This is a genomic window from Ruegeria sp. CG1, from assembly GCF_056537265.1.
In genome coordinates this window covers 270,888-286,620 of sequence record NZ_JBQFRF010000005.1, presented here as the reverse complement: position 1 = coordinate 286,620, position 15,733 = coordinate 270,888, and the positions used below count along the sequence as shown (strand labels likewise).

General features: G+C 58.7%; 17 protein-coding genes. All 17 read left to right on the top strand.

What is annotated here, in order from left to right:
* Positions 1-81: 81 nt before the first annotated feature.
* The 17 genes from ruvC to folD all read left to right on the top strand — a co-directional run bounded on the left by ruvC (position 82) and on the right by folD (position 15,556).
* A complete protein-coding gene (gene ruvC, locus ACR0AU_RS16265) occupies positions 82-579 on the top strand; it encodes a crossover junction endodeoxyribonuclease RuvC (RefSeq protein ID WP_480795947.1) in 498 nt (165 codons plus the stop codon).
* Complete coding sequence (gene ruvA, locus ACR0AU_RS16260; protein WP_480795946.1) at positions 576-1,253, top strand: Holliday junction branch migration protein RuvA; 678 nt, start codon at positions 576-578, stop codon at positions 1,251-1,253. The genes ruvC and ruvA overlap by 4 nt, the downstream gene beginning before the upstream one ends.
* Positions 1,254-1,269: 16 nt before the next feature.
* Positions 1,270-2,289 (top strand): Holliday junction branch migration DNA helicase RuvB, encoded by a 1,020-nt coding sequence (ruvB, locus tag ACR0AU_RS16255; protein WP_170397397.1) that lies wholly within the window; start codon positions 1,270-1,272, stop codon positions 2,287-2,289.
* A 64-nt stretch (positions 2,290-2,353) separates the two neighbouring features.
* A complete protein-coding gene (locus ACR0AU_RS16250) occupies positions 2,354-2,977 on the top strand; it encodes a hypothetical protein (RefSeq protein WP_170733268.1) in 624 nt (207 codons plus the stop codon).
* A complete protein-coding gene (gene ybgC / locus ACR0AU_RS16245) occupies positions 2,974-3,357 on the top strand; it encodes a tol-pal system-associated acyl-CoA thioesterase (RefSeq protein ID WP_170404386.1) in 384 nt (127 codons plus the stop codon). The genes ACR0AU_RS16250 and ybgC overlap by 4 nt, the downstream gene beginning before the upstream one ends.
* A gap of 105 nt (positions 3,358-3,462) precedes the next feature.
* On the top strand, positions 3,463-4,158 hold the full coding sequence (tolQ, locus tag ACR0AU_RS16240) for a protein TolQ (protein ID WP_170397391.1): 696 nt from the start codon (positions 3,463-3,465) through the stop codon (positions 4,156-4,158).
* A gap of 2 nt (positions 4,159-4,160) precedes the next feature.
* A complete protein-coding gene (gene tolR / locus ACR0AU_RS16235) occupies positions 4,161-4,631 on the top strand; it encodes a protein TolR (RefSeq protein WP_170424320.1) in 471 nt (156 codons plus the stop codon).
* 15 nt (positions 4,632-4,646) lie between these two features.
* Positions 4,647-5,750, top strand: a complete 1,104-nt coding sequence (locus tag ACR0AU_RS16230; protein WP_170612104.1) for an energy transducer TonB — start codon at positions 4,647-4,649, stop codon at positions 5,748-5,750.
* The gene (gene tolB / locus ACR0AU_RS16225) at positions 5,747-7,066 is read left to right on the top strand and encodes a Tol-Pal system beta propeller repeat protein TolB (RefSeq protein ID WP_170466163.1); all 1,320 of its coding nucleotides are present in this window, start codon (positions 5,747-5,749) and stop codon (positions 7,064-7,066) included. The genes ACR0AU_RS16230 and tolB overlap by 4 nt, the downstream gene beginning before the upstream one ends.
* An 86-nt stretch (positions 7,067-7,152) precedes the next feature.
* Positions 7,153-7,656 carry a peptidoglycan-associated lipoprotein Pal gene (pal, locus tag ACR0AU_RS16220; RefSeq protein ID WP_170397385.1) on the top strand — a complete coding sequence of 168 codons (504 nt, stop codon included), beginning with the start codon at positions 7,153-7,155 and terminating at the stop codon, positions 7,654-7,656.
* A gap of 4 nt (positions 7,657-7,660) precedes the next feature.
* Positions 7,661-8,491 carry a tol-pal system protein YbgF gene (ybgF, locus tag ACR0AU_RS16215; RefSeq protein ID WP_170404791.1) on the top strand — a complete coding sequence of 277 codons (831 nt, stop codon included), beginning with the start codon at positions 7,661-7,663 and terminating at the stop codon, positions 8,489-8,491.
* Complete coding sequence (tilS, locus tag ACR0AU_RS16210; RefSeq protein WP_480795945.1) at positions 8,488-9,741, top strand: tRNA lysidine(34) synthetase TilS; 1,254 nt, start codon at positions 8,488-8,490, stop codon at positions 9,739-9,741. The genes ybgF and tilS overlap by 4 nt, the downstream gene beginning before the upstream one ends.
* Before the next feature lie 77 nt (positions 9,742-9,818).
* Positions 9,819-11,735: an ATP-dependent zinc metalloprotease FtsH gene (gene ftsH / locus ACR0AU_RS16205; RefSeq protein WP_170424311.1), complete on the top strand. Its 1,917-nt coding sequence runs from the start codon at positions 9,819-9,821 to the stop codon at positions 11,733-11,735.
* A gap of 95 nt (positions 11,736-11,830) precedes the next feature.
* A complete protein-coding gene (locus ACR0AU_RS16200; protein ID WP_480592125.1) occupies positions 11,831-12,406 on the top strand; it encodes an MOSC domain-containing protein in 576 nt (191 codons plus the stop codon).
* 166 nt (positions 12,407-12,572) lie between these two features.
* A complete protein-coding gene (locus ACR0AU_RS16195; protein WP_170404366.1) occupies positions 12,573-14,249 on the top strand; it encodes a formate--tetrahydrofolate ligase in 1,677 nt (558 codons plus the stop codon).
* Positions 14,250-14,306: 57 nt separating this feature from the next.
* Positions 14,307-14,612, top strand: coding sequence for a chorismate mutase (locus ACR0AU_RS16190; protein WP_170397374.1), 306 nt, complete (start codon positions 14,307-14,309; stop codon positions 14,610-14,612).
* A gap of 53 nt (positions 14,613-14,665) precedes the next feature.
* A complete protein-coding gene (folD, locus tag ACR0AU_RS16185; protein WP_170397373.1) occupies positions 14,666-15,556 on the top strand; it encodes a bifunctional methylenetetrahydrofolate dehydrogenase/methenyltetrahydrofolate cyclohydrolase FolD in 891 nt (296 codons plus the stop codon).
* Positions 15,557-15,733: the final 177 nt, after the last annotated feature.

Below are 15,733 nucleotides of genomic sequence, written 5' to 3'. Positions count from 1 at the left end.
TTGATTTCCTTGGAAAATGTTCACGCTTCGTGCTAGTCGATGAAAAAAGATCACACAAACCCGAGCAGGCCGAGACAAAACATGCGAATTCTGGGCATTGATCCAGGGCTTAGAACCTTGGGATGGGGCGTCATCGAATCGCATGGCAGCCGCCTGAGCCACGTTGCGAATGGATTGTGCAAATCCGATGGTGATGATCTGGGGGAAAGGCTGCTGTCGCTACACAATCAAATCGTCGAAGTCATCGCCGAGCACAAACCAGATCAGGCGGCAATTGAACAGACCTTCGTCAACAAAGACGGGGCGGGAACGCTCAAGCTGGGGCAAGCGCGTGGTGTTGCGCTTCTGACGCTTGCGCAGGCGGGTTTGCCGGTTGGCGAGTACGCCCCCAACCGCGTCAAGAAAACGGTGGTGGGCGTCGGCCACGCCGAAAAAGAGCAGGTTCTGCATATGGTCAAACTTCAACTGCCCGGTTGTTCCCCCAAAGGGGCGGACGCTGCGGATGCTTTGGCGATTGCAATCTGCCATTCCTATTATGGCGCCGCACCGCAGGCACGGATGAAAGAGGTACGCGCATGATCGGCAAGCTCACTGGACGGCTGGATTACCGCGCCGCGGATCACGTTCTGATCGACGTGCGGGGGGTCGGTTATATCGTCTATTGCTCGGACCGGACTATGGCCGCCCTGCCGGGGGTTGGTGAGGCAATGTCGATCTACACCGATATGGTCGTGCGCGAAGACTTGATGCAGCTTTATGGCTTTCTGTCCTTGGTCGAGAAGGAATGGCACCGTCTGCTGTGCTCGGTTCAGGGTGTGGGTGCGAAGGTATCGCTGGCCATTCTCAGCGCTCTGGGTCCCGATGGCGTCAGCCGCGCGATTGCCTTGGGCGATTGGGGGGCCGTGAAGGCCGCAAAGGGTGTCGGCCCCAAGACCGCGCAACGGATCGTACTTGATCTCAAGGACAAGGCCCCGGGTGTGATGGCGATGGGCGGTACGGTGACCGAGGCGATGGATGGTCCGGCACTTGAGGTGGTCGAGACGACCGAGCCTGCACCTGTACCGAAACGGGTGGCGAAACCGGCCTCGGGCGCTGCGGCGGCTTCGGCCGGGGCGCTTTCGGCGTTGGGCAATCTGGGCTATGGACCGTCCGAGGCGGCGTCGGCTGTGGCCGAGGCAGCGGCTAATATGCCAGACGCGGGCGAGGCCGATCTGATCCGCGCCGCGCTAAAGCTACTGGCCCCGAAGGGCTGAGTGAAAGGGTAACTGAATGGTAGACGCTGATCCCGCCCTGCGACCCGAGCCGATGCCCGAGGATAATGACCGCGCCCTGCGCCCGCAGGGGCTGGATGAATTCATTGGTCAGGCCGAAGCGCGCGCCAACCTGCGCATCTTCATCCAGTCGGCCCGCCAGCGCGGTGAGGCGATGGATCACACGCTGTTCCATGGCCCTCCGGGGCTGGGTAAGACAACGCTGGCGCAGATCATGGCGCGCGAGTTGGGAGTGAATTTCCGCATGACCTCGGGGCCGGTTCTGGCCAAGGCGGGGGATTTGGCGGCGATCCTGACCAATCTGGAATCGCGGGATGTCTTGTTCATCGACGAGATTCACCGTCTGAACCCGGCGGTCGAAGAGGTGCTGTACCCCGCGATGGAGGATTTCGAGCTGGATCTTGTCATTGGTGAAGGTCCGGCGGCGCGGACTGTACGGATCGAGCTGCAGCCATTTACGCTGGTCGGGGCGACAACGCGGATGGGGTTGCTGACCACGCCGTTGCGCGATCGGTTTGGCATCCCGACCCGGCTGCAGTTCTATACGGTCGACGAGTTGCACGAGATCGTCACCCGCAATGCCCGCAAACTGGGCGCACCTGCGGATGACGAAGGCGCGCGTGAGATCGCGCGCAGGTCTCGTGGAACACCACGGATCGCCGGTCGTCTTCTGAGACGCGTAGTGGATTTTGCCATTGTTGAAGGCGATGGGCGGATTACGCGCGACTTGGCGGATGGGTCACTGACCCGACTGGGGGTCGATAACCTTGGTCTGGACGGGGCCGACCGCCGGTATTTGAAGCTGATTGCCGAGAACTATGCGGGCGGGCCAGTGGGGATTGAAACACTCTCGGCGGCGTTGTCCGAAAGCCGGGATTCGCTGGAAGAGGTGATCGAGCCTTATCTCCTGCAGCAAGGCCTGATCCAGCGCACTCCGCGCGGACGGATGCTGGCGCAAAAGGCATGGACGCATCTGGGGATGGCTGCACCCAAAGGACAGAGCGATCTGTTTGGTTGAAGTGGGGCGCATTAGATTTTAAGCCTCAGGCAGTCGTATCTAAATTGAGAAGAAGGACTGGGGCGTGACACCCGATGAGATTGAGGCGCTGTTCACACGCGATAGCGGTGAGTTTCTGTTTGCGCGCTGGGGCAGACCCATCGTGCCCATCGTGTTTGGTGTCGAGGATGAAACGCTGTCGACCGTAAAAGGTGCGTTCGAGGCGGTTGTCACTCTGGCAAATCACAAGATGACCGAGACGGATCCCGAACTGGGTGCCAATTGCATGGTGTTCTTCTTCCGTGAGTGGCAGGAATTGTTGGACGTGCCCGATCTGGATCGCCTGATCCCGGATCTGGCCCCACTGGTCGACCGGCTTGTGGCGGCCGATGCCAATCAGTATCGCATATTTCGGTTCGAGGATGACGGCGCTATCCGCGCGGCATTTGTGTTTTTGCGCATGGACAAAGAGCTGTCGAAAGTGCCGGCAGAAACGCTGGCGTTAAGCCAGGTTGTACAAACGATCCTGCTTTGGTCCGACACAGCTTTTCGCAGCGCCTCACCTCTGGCGATTGCTGGTGACGCGACGATCTTGCGGCCTGATATTGCGGCCTTGATCCGCGCCGCCTACGATCCTGTTCTGCCCGGTGCCGCGCAGGACCCCTCTCATGCGTTGCGCTTGTTCGCCAGATTGGAGCCGTCGCAATGAAGCATCACTACCCGGTCCGTGTTTATTACGAAGACACCGACATGGGAGGCGTGGTCTATCACGCAAATTATCTGAGATTCATCGAACGCGCCCGGTCGGACTGGGTGCGTAAACTGGGTAATGATCAGAACGCGATGCGGGACGCAGGCATTGTCTGGGTCGTGCGGCGGATCGAGGCGGATTATCTCGCCGCCGCTAGGTTTGAAGACGAGCTGATGGTCGAGACCGAGATGGTTTCGCTATCGGGCGCTCGGTTGACAATGTCGCAATTGGTCAAGCGTGGCGAGACCGAGATTTTCCGCGCCGAGGTAACGGCTGTCTGCATGAATGCGCAGGGTAAGCCCGTTCGTCTTCCGGCAGAGATTCGCGCATTGATGTAACATTTTCAGCCTCCGGGGTGGTTCTGTTGGCTTTTCATCTCCATCTGCGTTAGCGTTTGGCAAAACAAGGCCAAATGGCCATCAGGCAAAACAAAGAGCAGGTTCATGGAAGCTGAAACGCTGGCGCTGGCGCAGGAGATCGATTTCTCCATGTGGGGGCTGTATGCCCGCGCGACCTTTATCGTCAAACTGGTGATGTTGATGCTGATCGGTGCATCCATCTGGTCCTGGGGCATTATCATTCAGAAACTGATCAACTACCGAGCCGCGCGGCGCGAGGCGCAGGTATTCGATGAAAGCTTCTGGTCTGGCAATCCGCTGGATGAGCTGTTCGAGCAGATCGGAACCCAGCCCGATGGCAGTTCCGAAAAGATTTTCGCGGCGGGGATGATCGAGTGGCGACGCTCGCACCGCACCGATGGCGGCTTGATCGCAGGGGCGACGGCGCGGATCGATCGCTCGATGGACGTGGCGATCGCGAAAGAGGCTGAGGGTCTGCAAAAAGGGTTGCCCATTCTGGCCACTGTCGGATCGACAGCGCCGTTTATCGGCCTGTTTGGCACCGTTTGGGGCATCATGAATGCCTTTATCGAGATTGCCGAGCAGCAGAACACAAACCTCGCCGTTGTGGCCCCGGGTATTGCCGAGGCGTTGCTGGCCACCGGTCTTGGCTTGCTGGCCGCGATCCCGGCGGTGATATTCTATAATAAACTCAGCGCAGACAGTGACCGCATCGTCGGCGGCTACGAGGCCTTTGCCGATGAATTCGCCACTATCCTGTCGCGTCAGTTGGATAGCTGACGATGGGTGCGGCAGTTCAGCAAAGCTCGGGCGGGAACGGACGCAGGCGCGGACGGCGGCGCGGGCGCGCCCAACCGATGGCCGAGATCAACGTGACGCCCTTTGTTGATGTCATGCTGGTGTTGCTGATCATCTTTATGGTGGCGGCCCCATTGTTGACCGTCGGCGTACCTGTCGATCTGCCCAAGACTGCCGCAAGTGCCTTACCCGGTGACAACGAAGAGCCGCTGACCGTGACCCTGACCGCAGATGGGCGCGTGCAGATCCAGACCACGGATGTGCTGCGCGAAGAACTGATCGGTAAGCTGCGCGCGATCGCAGCTGAGCGCAGCAGCGACCGCGTGTTCTTGCGTGCTGACGGCGCGATTCCATATGCGCAAGTGATGCAGGTCATGGGTGCTTTGAACGCGGGCGGGTTTTCCAACGTTGGCCTTGTGACTGATACCGGCGGGCCAACGCTGGACGAAGGGTGAGAGTGAGGCTGCGCGGTGGATACCGGCACCAAGATTTCGGCAATTGCGCATGTCAGCCTGATTGGCTGGGCGCTGATCGGCGGGACCTTCCGGTCCGAGCCGTTGCCGATGGCTGTACAGGATGTCTCGGTGATCTCGGCTGAGCAGTTTGCGGCCATGACCGCGCAACGCGAGGCACCCGAGGTGCCGACTGACCCGGCTGAACTGCAACAGCCTGCAGAACCTGATAAGATCGAAATACTGGACCCGACACCGGAAGAAACGCCCGAACCTGAGCCGGTTGCCCAGCCCGAGCCGGAACCTGAGCCCGAGCCGGAACCGGAAACGGTGGAAGTCCCGCCCGAGCCCGAACTGATCGAACAACCTCCGACGCTTGAAGAGCCCGAGCCTGAGCTGGCGGCGCTTCCTGCGCCTCCGGGCCCAGAGGCCGAACCAAGCCCTGCGGATAAGATCGCGCCCGAGCAGATTGCTCCTCCTCCGCCCGAGGCCAAGCCGGATGACATTGAAACCCCTCCGGTTTCGCTGGATGAAGGGGCGGAAATCCAACAAGAACAGCAAGATCAAACGGCACCGGAAGAGGCCGCGCCCGAGATTGTGACCGAGGCGGAAGAAGTCGAAGATCCGGCCCCGCGAACTTCTCCTCGTCCGCGCGTGCGCCCGAACCGGCCGGCACCCCAGCCAGAGCCTGAGGTTGCAGAAACGCCCGAGCCCGCGCCGACTGAACCTGCGCAAAACGAGCAAGCGATCAATGACGCCTTGGCCGAAGCATTGGGCAATGGCACCGAACCTTCGGGCCCACCACTGACAAGCGGTGAAAAAGACGCGATGCGGGTTGCGGTGTCGCGGTGTTGGAATGTCGGGTCCCTGTCGACGGATGCGCTGGAAACCGTGGTTGTTGTCGGGTTTTCGTTAACCAGAGATGGCAAAGTGGTTGGCGGCAGTTTGCAGCTACTCGACAGTTCAGGCGGCTCAGCCGCATCAGCAAAACAAGCCTACGAAGCCGCGCGGCGCGCAATTTTGCGCTGTGGGTCTAAAGGATATGACCTACCTGCTGACAAATACGATCAATGGCAGGATATTGAGATTACATTCAATCCCGAGAGGATGCGGATCAAATGATGAAACTTCTGACCAGCCTCTTAATTGGCCTGACCCTTCTTTCGACCTCGGCTTACGCCCAAAGTGGCCCGCTGCGTCTGGAAATCGATGAAGGGATCATCGAACCTATGCCGTTTGCCGTGCCAAGCTTTGTGCCTGACGGTCCCTCGGCGGCACAATATGCACAAGATATCTCGCGGGTGGTCGTGTCTGACCTGACCGGAACGGGCCTGTTTCGTGAAATCTCGTCGGATGCATATATCAGCCGCGTCAGCAGTTTTGACGCGCCGGTACAGTTCGCAGATTGGAAGGCGATCAACGCTCAAGCACTGGTGACAGGGGCGGTCAATGTGTCGGGCAAGCGCCTGACGGTCCGGTTCCGGGTCTGGGATGTCTTCTCGGGGCAGGAACTCGGCAACGGTTTGCAGTTTGCAGGAACAACCGACGGTTGGAGGCGCATGGCGCATAAGGTCGCGGATCAGGTTTATACCCGGATCACGGGAGAGGGCGCCTATTTCGACAGCCGTGTCGCGTTCGTGTCGGAGAGCGGCCCAAAGGATCAACGGCGCAAACGGTTGGCCATAATGGATTACGACGGCGCTAATGTGCAGTATCTGACCGACAGCGCAGCGATTGTTCTGGCGCCTCGGTTTTCACCGACGGGCGACCAGTTGCTCTATACCAGCTACGAGACCGGTCAGCCGCGTATTTACGTTCTGGATGTCGGCCGCGTGAAGCGGCAGGAGTTGAAAACGCAGGAAGGCACCATGAGTTTCTCACCGCGCTTCTCTCCGGATGGTCGTTCAATTGTTTATTCGTTGACCCAAGGCGGAAACACGGATTTGTGGAAAATGGATCTGGCCTCGGGCCAAAGCGTGCGACTGACCAATACGCCCGCGATTGAAACTGCACCAAGCTATGCGCCGGACGGCAGTCGGATCGTGTTTGAAAGCGACCGGTCGGGCACTCCGCAGCTTTACATCATGCCCGCCAACGGAGGCGAGGCAACGCGGATCAGTTTTGGGCAAGGCCGCTATGGTACGCCGGTCTGGTCTCCGCGTGGTGACTTGATTGCCTTTACCAAGCAGAACAAAGGTCGCTTCCACATCGGTGTTATGCGCACGGATGGCAGCGAAGAGCGCCTTTTGACCGCCTCGTTCCTGGACGAAGGTCCCACATGGTCGCCAAACGGGCGGGTCATCATGTTCACCCGCGAAACGCAGGGGGCAAGCGGTCGATCGACGCTTTACTCTGTGGATATTTCGGGCCGTAACTTGCGTCCTGTTAGAACGCCGGATGGCGGTAGCGACCCGTCTTGGGGGCCACTGCAGAATTGATCGGAACAGACCGCAGGTAAAGTTCACAACAAACCCGCAATGTGATAGAAGCGCGGCAATAAACAACGAAACACGAGGCACTTGAGATGAAACTGTTGAGCAAAGTCGCGGCAATTGGGGCGCTGACCCTGATTGCGGCCTGTTCCAATAATGATCCGTCGGCTCTGGGTGGCGGCGCTGGTGGCAGCGGCGCACTGGTTCCGGGCTCACCCAGTGATCCGCGTTCGCCAGCCTATTTCCAGCAAACAGTTGGTGACCGGGTTCTGTTCGCGGTCGATCAGTCCACGCTCAGCCCGCAGGCGCAGACGATTCTGCAAGGGCAGGCCGATTGGCTGCTCGCCAATCCGGATTTTGTCGCCAATATCGAAGGCCATGCGGACGAGCAGGGCACGCGCGAATACAACCTTGCGCTTGGAGCTCGCCGGGCCAATGCGGCGCGGGAGTATCTGATCTCGCGCGGGGTGGCAGGCAACCGGTTGACCACCGTCAGCTATGGCAAGGAACGCCCGATCGAAATTTGCAGCACCGAGGATTGCTATTCGAAAAACCGCCGCGCGGTGACGGTGCTGACCGGTTCAACCTTGGGGTAAGATGATGCGAATTGCAGGTTTGGTTCTGGCGGCGGTCGTGACCGTCGCTGGTATGGCACAGGCACAGGATCAGCAGACGCTGGCGGATATCCGTCAGGAATTAACCGTGCTGCATGTGGAAATTCAGCGTCTCAAGCGCGAGTTTTCAACCACTGGTTCCCCTGCGCCAAACCTGTCCGGCAGTTCCGTGCTTGAGCGCGTTGATGCGATCGAGGCCGAACTACAGCGCCTGACTCGTCAGACCGAGCAGTTGAACCAACGGGTGCAGAATGTCGTGACCGATGGCACCAACCGTATCGGTGATTTGGAGTTTCGTCTGGTTGAACTTGAAGGCGGTGATCTGAGCGCGCTAGGCGAAACCTCAACGCTGGGTGGTGAGACATCGACCGATGTGGCTGTGGCACCCACCCCCAACCCTACGCAACCCACGGTCACTGATCAGGGGGAGCTTGCAGTCGGTGAACAAGCGGATTTTGATGCCGCTTCGCAGGCCCTGGTGGATGGAGATTTCCAGACCGCGGCCGATCTGTTTGCGCAATTCGACCAGTCCTATCCGGGCAGCCCGCTGGCGAGCCAAGCCAACCTGCGGCGCGGGCAGGCGCTGAAAGGGGTAGGCGATACACGCGAAGCGGCGCGCGCCTTTCTGGCCAGCTTCACGGGCGACTCCGAAGGACCTCTGGCACCCGAGGCGTTGTTTGAGTTGGGCGCAGCGCTTGGACAGCTGGGCCAAACCGATCAGGCTTGCATCACACTCGGCGAAGTTGGCGTACGATTTCCGGCATCGGCACCAGCTGCTTCGGCCACACAGGAAATGGCAACGCTGGGCTGTTCTTGACCTCTGACGCCGATACGCTTCGGGCCAATTTGCGGGCAGGTCTGCCCGATCCACTGCCGCGCCGTCTGGGGGTGGCGGTTTCAGGGGGCAGTGATTCGACTGCCCTGTTGCGATTACTTGTTGATATCGCGCGACAAGAGCAGATCGAGCTGTTTGCGGCGACCGTTGATCACGGCCTGCGAGCTGAATCTGCGTCAGAGGCCTTGGCCGTCGCGACACTGGTGCAGCGCTTAGGCATTCCTCATGAAACGCTGAAATGGCAGGGGTGGGATGGATCCGGAAATCTGCAGGATCAGGCGCGGCGTGCGAGATACCGGTTGCTGGTCGCGTGGGCCGAATCGAAGGGCCTAGAGGCAGTTGCGCTGGGCCACACGGAGGATGATCAGGCTGAAACGGTACTGATGCGGCTGGCCCGTGCTTCGGGCGTTTCGGGGCTTTCGGCCATGGCTGTATCGCGAAAAGAAGGTCTGGTCACATTGCTGCGCCCATTGCTGTCCACGACACGCTCCGATCTTCGGGAATATCTGACTGTGCTAGGTATTTCGTGGATTGATGATCCGTCGAATCAGGACCCTCGTTTTGACCGGATCAAAGCCCGCCAGGCACTTTCCGGATTAAATCAAATCGGGATCACGGCAGAGTCATTATCACGGGTCGCTGAAAATATGGCACAAGCGCGTGAAGCATTGGCGCAATACGCGCAGGAATCCGCTCTCCGGTTCATCACGGTGGCGGATGGCGATCTTTGCATTGATCGCGAAGGTTTCGAAACTCTGCCCGAAGAAATCCGTCGTCGGCTTGTGACCGCGTCTGTTTCATGGATCGCAGGGGGAGAGTATCCGCCACGACACAAAGCGGTGGATCAAGTGTTGGATTCGATATCGTCTGCTCAGACGGCCACCCTTGGGGGCTGTATTTTTACCCCGGAAGGCAAAAAAACTTGGATTTGCAGAGAGCTAAACGCCGTCAGCAATCAGCACGCGCGCCCCTCAGAACCTTGGGACAGGCGTTGGATTATGTCCGGGCCAAAAACTGAAGTTGCGGAAATCCGGGCGCTTGGTGAGGATGGTATATTGCAGCTGGAAAACTGGCGCTCTGTGGGCAAACCTCGCGCTGCAGTGTTGTCGACGCCCTCGGTTTGGGCCGAAGGCACTCTATTGGCTGCACCCCTGGTCGGTTTCGCAAACGAATGGCGCGCCGAACTGCTTCCAGAAAGGTCCGACTTCGATGCGGTGATTTTATCTCATTGAACCTGCCACAATCCTCTCTATTTTAAGGAACAACCCCGGCAGGTCCCCACCTGCCGAAACCTTTCGGGAGATTTTCCTTGGGCAACGCTCGCAACATCGCCTTCTGGGTCGTTCTGTTTCTGCTGATCCTGGCACTGTTCAACCTGTTCAGTGGACCCAGCGGGTCGCTTCAGAACAATGAACGCACCTATTCCGAATTCGTCAGCGCCGTGGACGCCGGAGACGTCACCAGCGTGACGCTGGATGGCGAACAGATCCGCTATCGCACGAATGAGAATCAGGACTTTGTCACCATCAAACCCACCGATGCCGAGGTGACGAAGTTGCTGATCGACAAGAACATCCCCGTACGTGCTGAAAAACAACAGCAATCGGGTTTCCAGTCGTTCCTGATCACGCTGCTGCCCTTCCTGCTGTTGATTGGCGTCTGGGTCTATTTCATGAACCGGATGCAAGGTGGTGGCAAAGGTGGCGCGATGGGTTTTGGCAAGTCCAAGGCCAAGATGCTGACCGAAAAGCATGGCCGGGTAACGTTCGACGACGTTGCGGGCATCGACGAGGCCAAGGAAGAGCTGGAAGAGATCGTGGAATTCCTGCGCAATCCGCAGAAATTTTCGCGTTTGGGCGGTAAGATTCCCAAAGGCGCGCTGCTGGTTGGCCCTCCGGGCACTGGTAAGACGCTGCTTGCCCGTGCGATTGCGGGCGAGGCAGGTGTGCCGTTCTTTACGATCTCGGGTTCCGATTTCGTTGAAATGTTCGTTGGTGTTGGTGCATCGCGTGTGCGTGACATGTTCGAGCAAGCCAAGAAGAACGCGCCTTGTATCGTGTTCATCGACGAAATTGACGCCGTGGGGCGCCATCGTGGTGCTGGCTATGGCGGCGGTAACGACGAACGCGAACAGACTCTCAACCAGCTGCTGGTTGAGATGGACGGTTTCGAGGCCAATGAAGGCGTGATCATTCTGGCGGCCACCAACCGGAAGGACGTTCTGGACCCTGCGCTGCTGCGTCCGGGCCGGTTTGACCGCAACGTGACTGTTGGCAACCCCGACATCAAAGGCCGCGAAAAGATTCTGGGCGTGCACGCGCGCAAGACGCCTCTGGGTCCCGATGTCGACCTGCGCATTATCGCGCGCGGCACGCCGGGCTTTTCGGGTGCTGATCTGGCGAACCTCGTGAACGAGGCCGCATTGATGGCCGCCCGCGTCGGTCGTCGCTTTGTCACCATGGAGGACTTTGAGAACGCCAAAGACAAGGTGATGATGGGGGCCGAGCGCCGTTCGATGGTGCTGACGCAGGACCAGAAGGAAAAAACCGCCTATCACGAGGCCGGCCATGCCGTTGTAGGTCTGGAACTGCCGCTGTGCGATCCGGTCTATAAGGCGACCATCATTCCGCGCGGTGGTGCGCTGGGTATGGTTGTGTCACTGCCCGAAATGGATCGTCTGAACTATCACCGCGATGAGTGTGAGCAGAAGCTGGCCATGACTATGGCAGGCAAGGCCGCCGAGGTGATTAAATACGGCGAAGATCACGTGTCGAACGGCCCTGCGGGCGATATCATGCAGGCCAGCCAGTTGGCGCGCGCCATGGTGATGCGCTGGGGCATGTCCGACAAGGTCGGCAACATCGACTATGCCGAGGCGCATGAAGGCTATCAGGGCAACACCGCCGGGTTCTCGGTATCGGCCCATACCAAAGAGCTGATTGAAGAAGAGGTAAAGCGCCTGATCCAGCAAGGCTATGAACGCGCGCACAAGATCCTGACCGACAAGAACGAGGAATGGGAGCGACTGGCGCAAGGCCTGCTTGAGTATGAGACCCTGACCGGCGATGAGATCAAGCGCGTCATGAATGGCGAACCGCCCACCGAAAGCGATGATGAGGGTGACAGCCCCGATGAGGGCAACGCCCCCAGCGTGACTGCCATCCCGAAGACCAAGTCCAAGAAATCGCCGCCAGATGGCGGGATGGAACCAGAACCCACCGCATAACAACAAAACCCGGAGCCAGTCTCCGGGTTTTCTCTTTTCATCAGGGCGTTGCCGGGCATTATGCCTACAAACCTGCAGATGAATGGGGGCATCTCATGCCGTTCTTACGTGAAACAGAATATTCAGCCGACGTGGTATGGCTGGGCTATGTTCCAGCAGGCCAGTCTTTGCGGGCCAAGCCTGTCAATGCTTTGGACCTGAATTTTGATGGCGTTCAGGGGGAACGGCATCAGGGGCTCAATAGAGCGTCCTGTGTTCGGGTAGCGAATCTCTATCCAAAGGGCACCGAGATCCGGAATGTGCGGCAACTGTCAGTGCTGTCGGCAGAGGAATTGGGTGATGTCGCGGCTGAGATGGAGTTGGCAACGCTTGATCCGTCTTACCTTGGGGCTTCGATTGTCCTGAAGGGCATTCCCGATTTCTCTCATATCCCTCCGTCGTCGCGGTTGAAGGCCGAGAGCGGTTTGACGATCACTGTGGACATGGAAAACGCCCCCTGCGTTCTTCCGGGCCGCGAGATCGAGGCGGATCATACCGGTTACGGGGCGGCATTCAAACCTGCGGCCAAAGGGCGACGCGGGATAACGGCTTGGGTCGAACGCCCGGGGGCTCTGAAACGCGGCGACAAGATGCAATTGTTTGTGCCGGATCAGCCCCTTTGGAACCCATAGGTTCAATCCGTTTCCGATTTGCGCATTACGATTTCTCGCAACGCCGTTTCGCGGCATGAAAATGTCGGAATCCTTAGCCATCAGAGTTGTGTACGTCAGTATATGTTGCGCAGCGCCGACGCCCGTGCGTCGGTTTTGCACGGAATTCAATCAGGGACCCTGCCCAATGAGCTACAAATCCGACATTGAGATTGCCCGCGAGGCGAACAAAAAGCCGATTCAGGAAATCGGCGCGAAGCTGGGTATCTCCAGCGATGATCTGCTGCCTTACGGCCATGACAAGGCCAAAGTCAGCCAGGACTTCATCAACTCGGTACAGGACCGCGAAGACGGCAAGCTGATCCTGGTGACCGCGATCAACCCAACCCCCGCAGGTGAAGGCAAGACCACCACCACCGTAGGTCTGGGCGACGGCTTGAACCGCATCGGCAAGAACGCGATGATCTGTATCCGCGAAGCTTCGCTTGGCCCGAACTTCGGCATGAAGGGCGGCGCCGCAGGTGGTGGTTACGCGCAGGTTGTTCCGATGGAAGAAATGAACCTGCACTTCACAGGTGACTTCCACGCCATCACCTCGGCCCACTCGCTGCTGTCGGCGATGATCGACAACCACATCTACTGGGGCAACGAGCAGGAAATCGACACCCGCCGCGTTGCATGGCGCCGCGTCGTCGACATGAATGACCGTGCTCTGCGTCAGATCACGGCGTCTCTGGGCGGCGTGTCGAATGGTTTCCCGCGTGAAGCAGGCTTTGACATCACCGTGGCGTCCGAAGTCATGGCGATCCTTTGCTTGGCAAACGACTTGAAAGATCTGGAGAAGCGTCTGGGCGACATTATTGTTGCTTACCGCCGCGACAAGACCCCGGTTTACTGCCGCGATATCAAGGCAGAAGGTGCAATGACCGTTCTGTTGAAAGACGCGATGCAGCCGAACCTGGTGCAGACGCTGGAAAACAACCCGGCCTTCGTTCACGGTGGTCCCTTCGCAAACATCGCGCATGGCTGCAACTCGGTCATCGCAACCAAGACCGCTCTGAAAGTGGCCGACTATGTTGTCACCGAAGCGGGCTTTGGTGCTGACCTCGGTGCCGAGAAGTTCATGAACATTAAATGCCGCAAGGCGGGTATTGCTCCGTCGGCAGTGGTACTGGTTGCCACCGTGCGCGCGATGAAAATGAATGGCGGCGTGGCCAAGGCTGACTTGGGTGCGGAAAACGTCGACGCTGTGAAATCAGGTTGCGCCAACCTGGGTCGCCACATCGAAAACGTCAAATCCTTCGGTGTTCCGGTTGTCGTCGCGATCAACCACTTCGTCACCGATACCGATGACGAAGTTCAGGCGGTCAAGGACTACTGTGGCGAGCATGGTGTAGAAGCGATCCTGTCGCGTCACTGGGAACTGGGTTCAGACGGCTCTGCGCCTTTGGCTGAAAAAGTTGTCGAAATCGTCGAAAATGGTGCCGCGAACTTCTCACCGATCTACCCAGACGACATGCCGCTGTTCGAGAAGATCGAAACCATCGCCAAGCGTATCTATCGCGCCGACGAAGTTCTGGCCGACAACAAGATCCGCAACCAGCTGCGCGAATGGGAAGAAGCAGGCTATGGCAATCTGCCGGTCTGCATGGCGAAAACCCAGTATTCGTTCTCGACCGACCCAACCCTGCGCGGCGCGCCTACCGGACACTCGGTTCCGGTGCGTGAGGTGCGCCTTTCCGCTGGTGCCGGTTTCATCGTCGTTGTCTGCGGTGAGATCATGACCATGCCCGGTCTGCCGCGCAAACCGGCCGCCGAAACCATCTGCCTTAACGACGCAGGTGAGATCGAGGGCTTGTTCTAAGCGCTCAAATAAGACATCTCGTGGTCCGGGGATATCCCCGGGCCGCAGGAGACCAAAATGCCCACTCTGATTCCTCCGCAAGACTGTCATTCGATGCAGGAATTGCGGCCTCAGATCGACAAGCTAGACCGCCAATTGATTGGATTGCTGGTAAAGCGCGCAACCTATATCGACCGCGCGTCGCAGCTGAAACCCGGCGAGGGCCTGCCAGCCCGCATCCCGGAACGTGTCGAAGATGTGGTGCAGCGCGTCCGCAAGAGCTCGGATGAGTTGGGTATGGACCCCGATCTTGCCGAAAAGCTCTGGCGTATACTGATTGATTGGTCGATTGCCCGCGAAGAACGCGTGCTCGGCCCAGACTGAAGAAACGGGCGCCTAGTGCGCCCGATCCGTTTTGTGAAAGAAGGGATCAAAGAATGGTAGCGCAGGTTATCGACGGAAAGGCCTTTGCCGCCAAAGTGCGCGCGCAGGTGGCTGACCAGGTTGCAAAGCTGAAAGAAGAGAACGGCATCACCCCCGGTCTGGCGGTGGTTCTGGTGGGCGAAGACCCGGCCAGCCAGGTCTATGTCCGTTCAAAGGGCAAGATGACCGTCGAGGTCGGCATGAACTCGTACGAGCACAAGCTGGATGTGGACACGTCCGAGGCGGACCTGCTAGCGCTGATTGACAAACTGAACAATGACCCTGCGGTGCACGGCATTCTGGTGCAACTGCCGCTGCCCAAGCATCTGAACGAAGATCTGGTGATCAACTCGATCGATCCGGCAAAGGATGTCGACGGGTTCCACATCTCGAATGTGGGCCTGCTGGGAACAGGTCAGAAGTCAATGGTGCCGTGCACTCCGCTGGGCTGTCTGATGATGTTGCGCGATCACCACGGCTCTTTGTCCGGCATGGATGCTGTAGTGATCGGTCGGTCTAACATCGTGGGTAAGCCGATGGCGCAGTTGCTTCTGGGCGACAGTTGCACCGTGACCATCGCGCATAGCCGCACCAAAGATCTTCCCGATGTTGTACGCCGTGCTGATATTGTGGTCGCCGCAGTTGGTCGCCCCGAGATGGTTCCGGGTGACTGGATCAAGGAAGGCGCAACTGTGATCGATGTCGGCATCAACCGGATCGAACGCGACGGCAAGAACAAGCTGGTTGGCGACGTTGACTACGCCACTGCGGCAGAACGCGCTGGTGCGATTACCCCTGTTCCCGGCGGAGTTGGCCCTATGACGATCGCCTGCCTCCTTGCGAACACGCTCACCGCGGCTTGCCGCGCAAACGGCTTGCCTGAACCTGAAGGTCTGACTGCTTAATAGCAGCCTCGGTGTTCAATCCGGGCGCAACGTCCATGATTGAATTGGCCGGAGAGCGAAAAGCTCTCCGGCCTTTTTCATTAGATTAGGATATTTATATAACTACATCTTGACTTGACCTTGCGTCGGTCGGTGATAATCCTTCTATTCCAGCCGTTTAAGGGATAATAATCCTGT

Bases quoted from the DNA above. Each gene is read 5' to 3' on its own strand.
- tolR (WP_170424320.1), top strand. From the start codon at position 4,161: ATGGGTGCGGCAGTTCAGCAAAGCTCGGGCGGGAACGGACGCAGGCGC.
- ruvC (WP_480795947.1), top strand. From the start codon at position 82: ATGCGAATTCTGGGCATTGATCCAGGGCTTAGAACCTTGGGATGGGGC.
- ruvB (WP_170397397.1), top strand. From the start codon at position 1,270: ATGGTAGACGCTGATCCCGCCCTGCGACCCGAGCCGATGCCCGAGGAT.
- ACR0AU_RS16190 (WP_170397374.1), top strand. From the start codon at position 14,307: ATGCCCACTCTGATTCCTCCGCAAGACTGTCATTCGATGCAGGAATTG.
- ACR0AU_RS16195 (WP_170404366.1), top strand. From the start codon at position 12,573: ATGAGCTACAAATCCGACATTGAGATTGCCCGCGAGGCGAACAAAAAG.
- ybgC (WP_170404386.1), top strand. From the start codon at position 2,974: ATGAAGCATCACTACCCGGTCCGTGTTTATTACGAAGACACCGACATG.
- tolB (WP_170466163.1), top strand. From the start codon at position 5,747: ATGATGAAACTTCTGACCAGCCTCTTAATTGGCCTGACCCTTCTTTCG.
- ruvA (WP_480795946.1), top strand. From the start codon at position 576: ATGATCGGCAAGCTCACTGGACGGCTGGATTACCGCGCCGCGGATCAC.
- pal (WP_170397385.1), top strand. From the start codon at position 7,153: ATGAAACTGTTGAGCAAAGTCGCGGCAATTGGGGCGCTGACCCTGATT.
- ybgF (WP_170404791.1), top strand. From the start codon at position 7,661: ATGCGAATTGCAGGTTTGGTTCTGGCGGCGGTCGTGACCGTCGCTGGT.
- folD (WP_170397373.1), top strand. From the start codon at position 14,666: ATGGTAGCGCAGGTTATCGACGGAAAGGCCTTTGCCGCCAAAGTGCGC.
- ACR0AU_RS16200 (WP_480592125.1), top strand. From the start codon at position 11,831: ATGCCGTTCTTACGTGAAACAGAATATTCAGCCGACGTGGTATGGCTG.
- tolQ (WP_170397391.1), top strand. From the start codon at position 3,463: ATGGAAGCTGAAACGCTGGCGCTGGCGCAGGAGATCGATTTCTCCATG.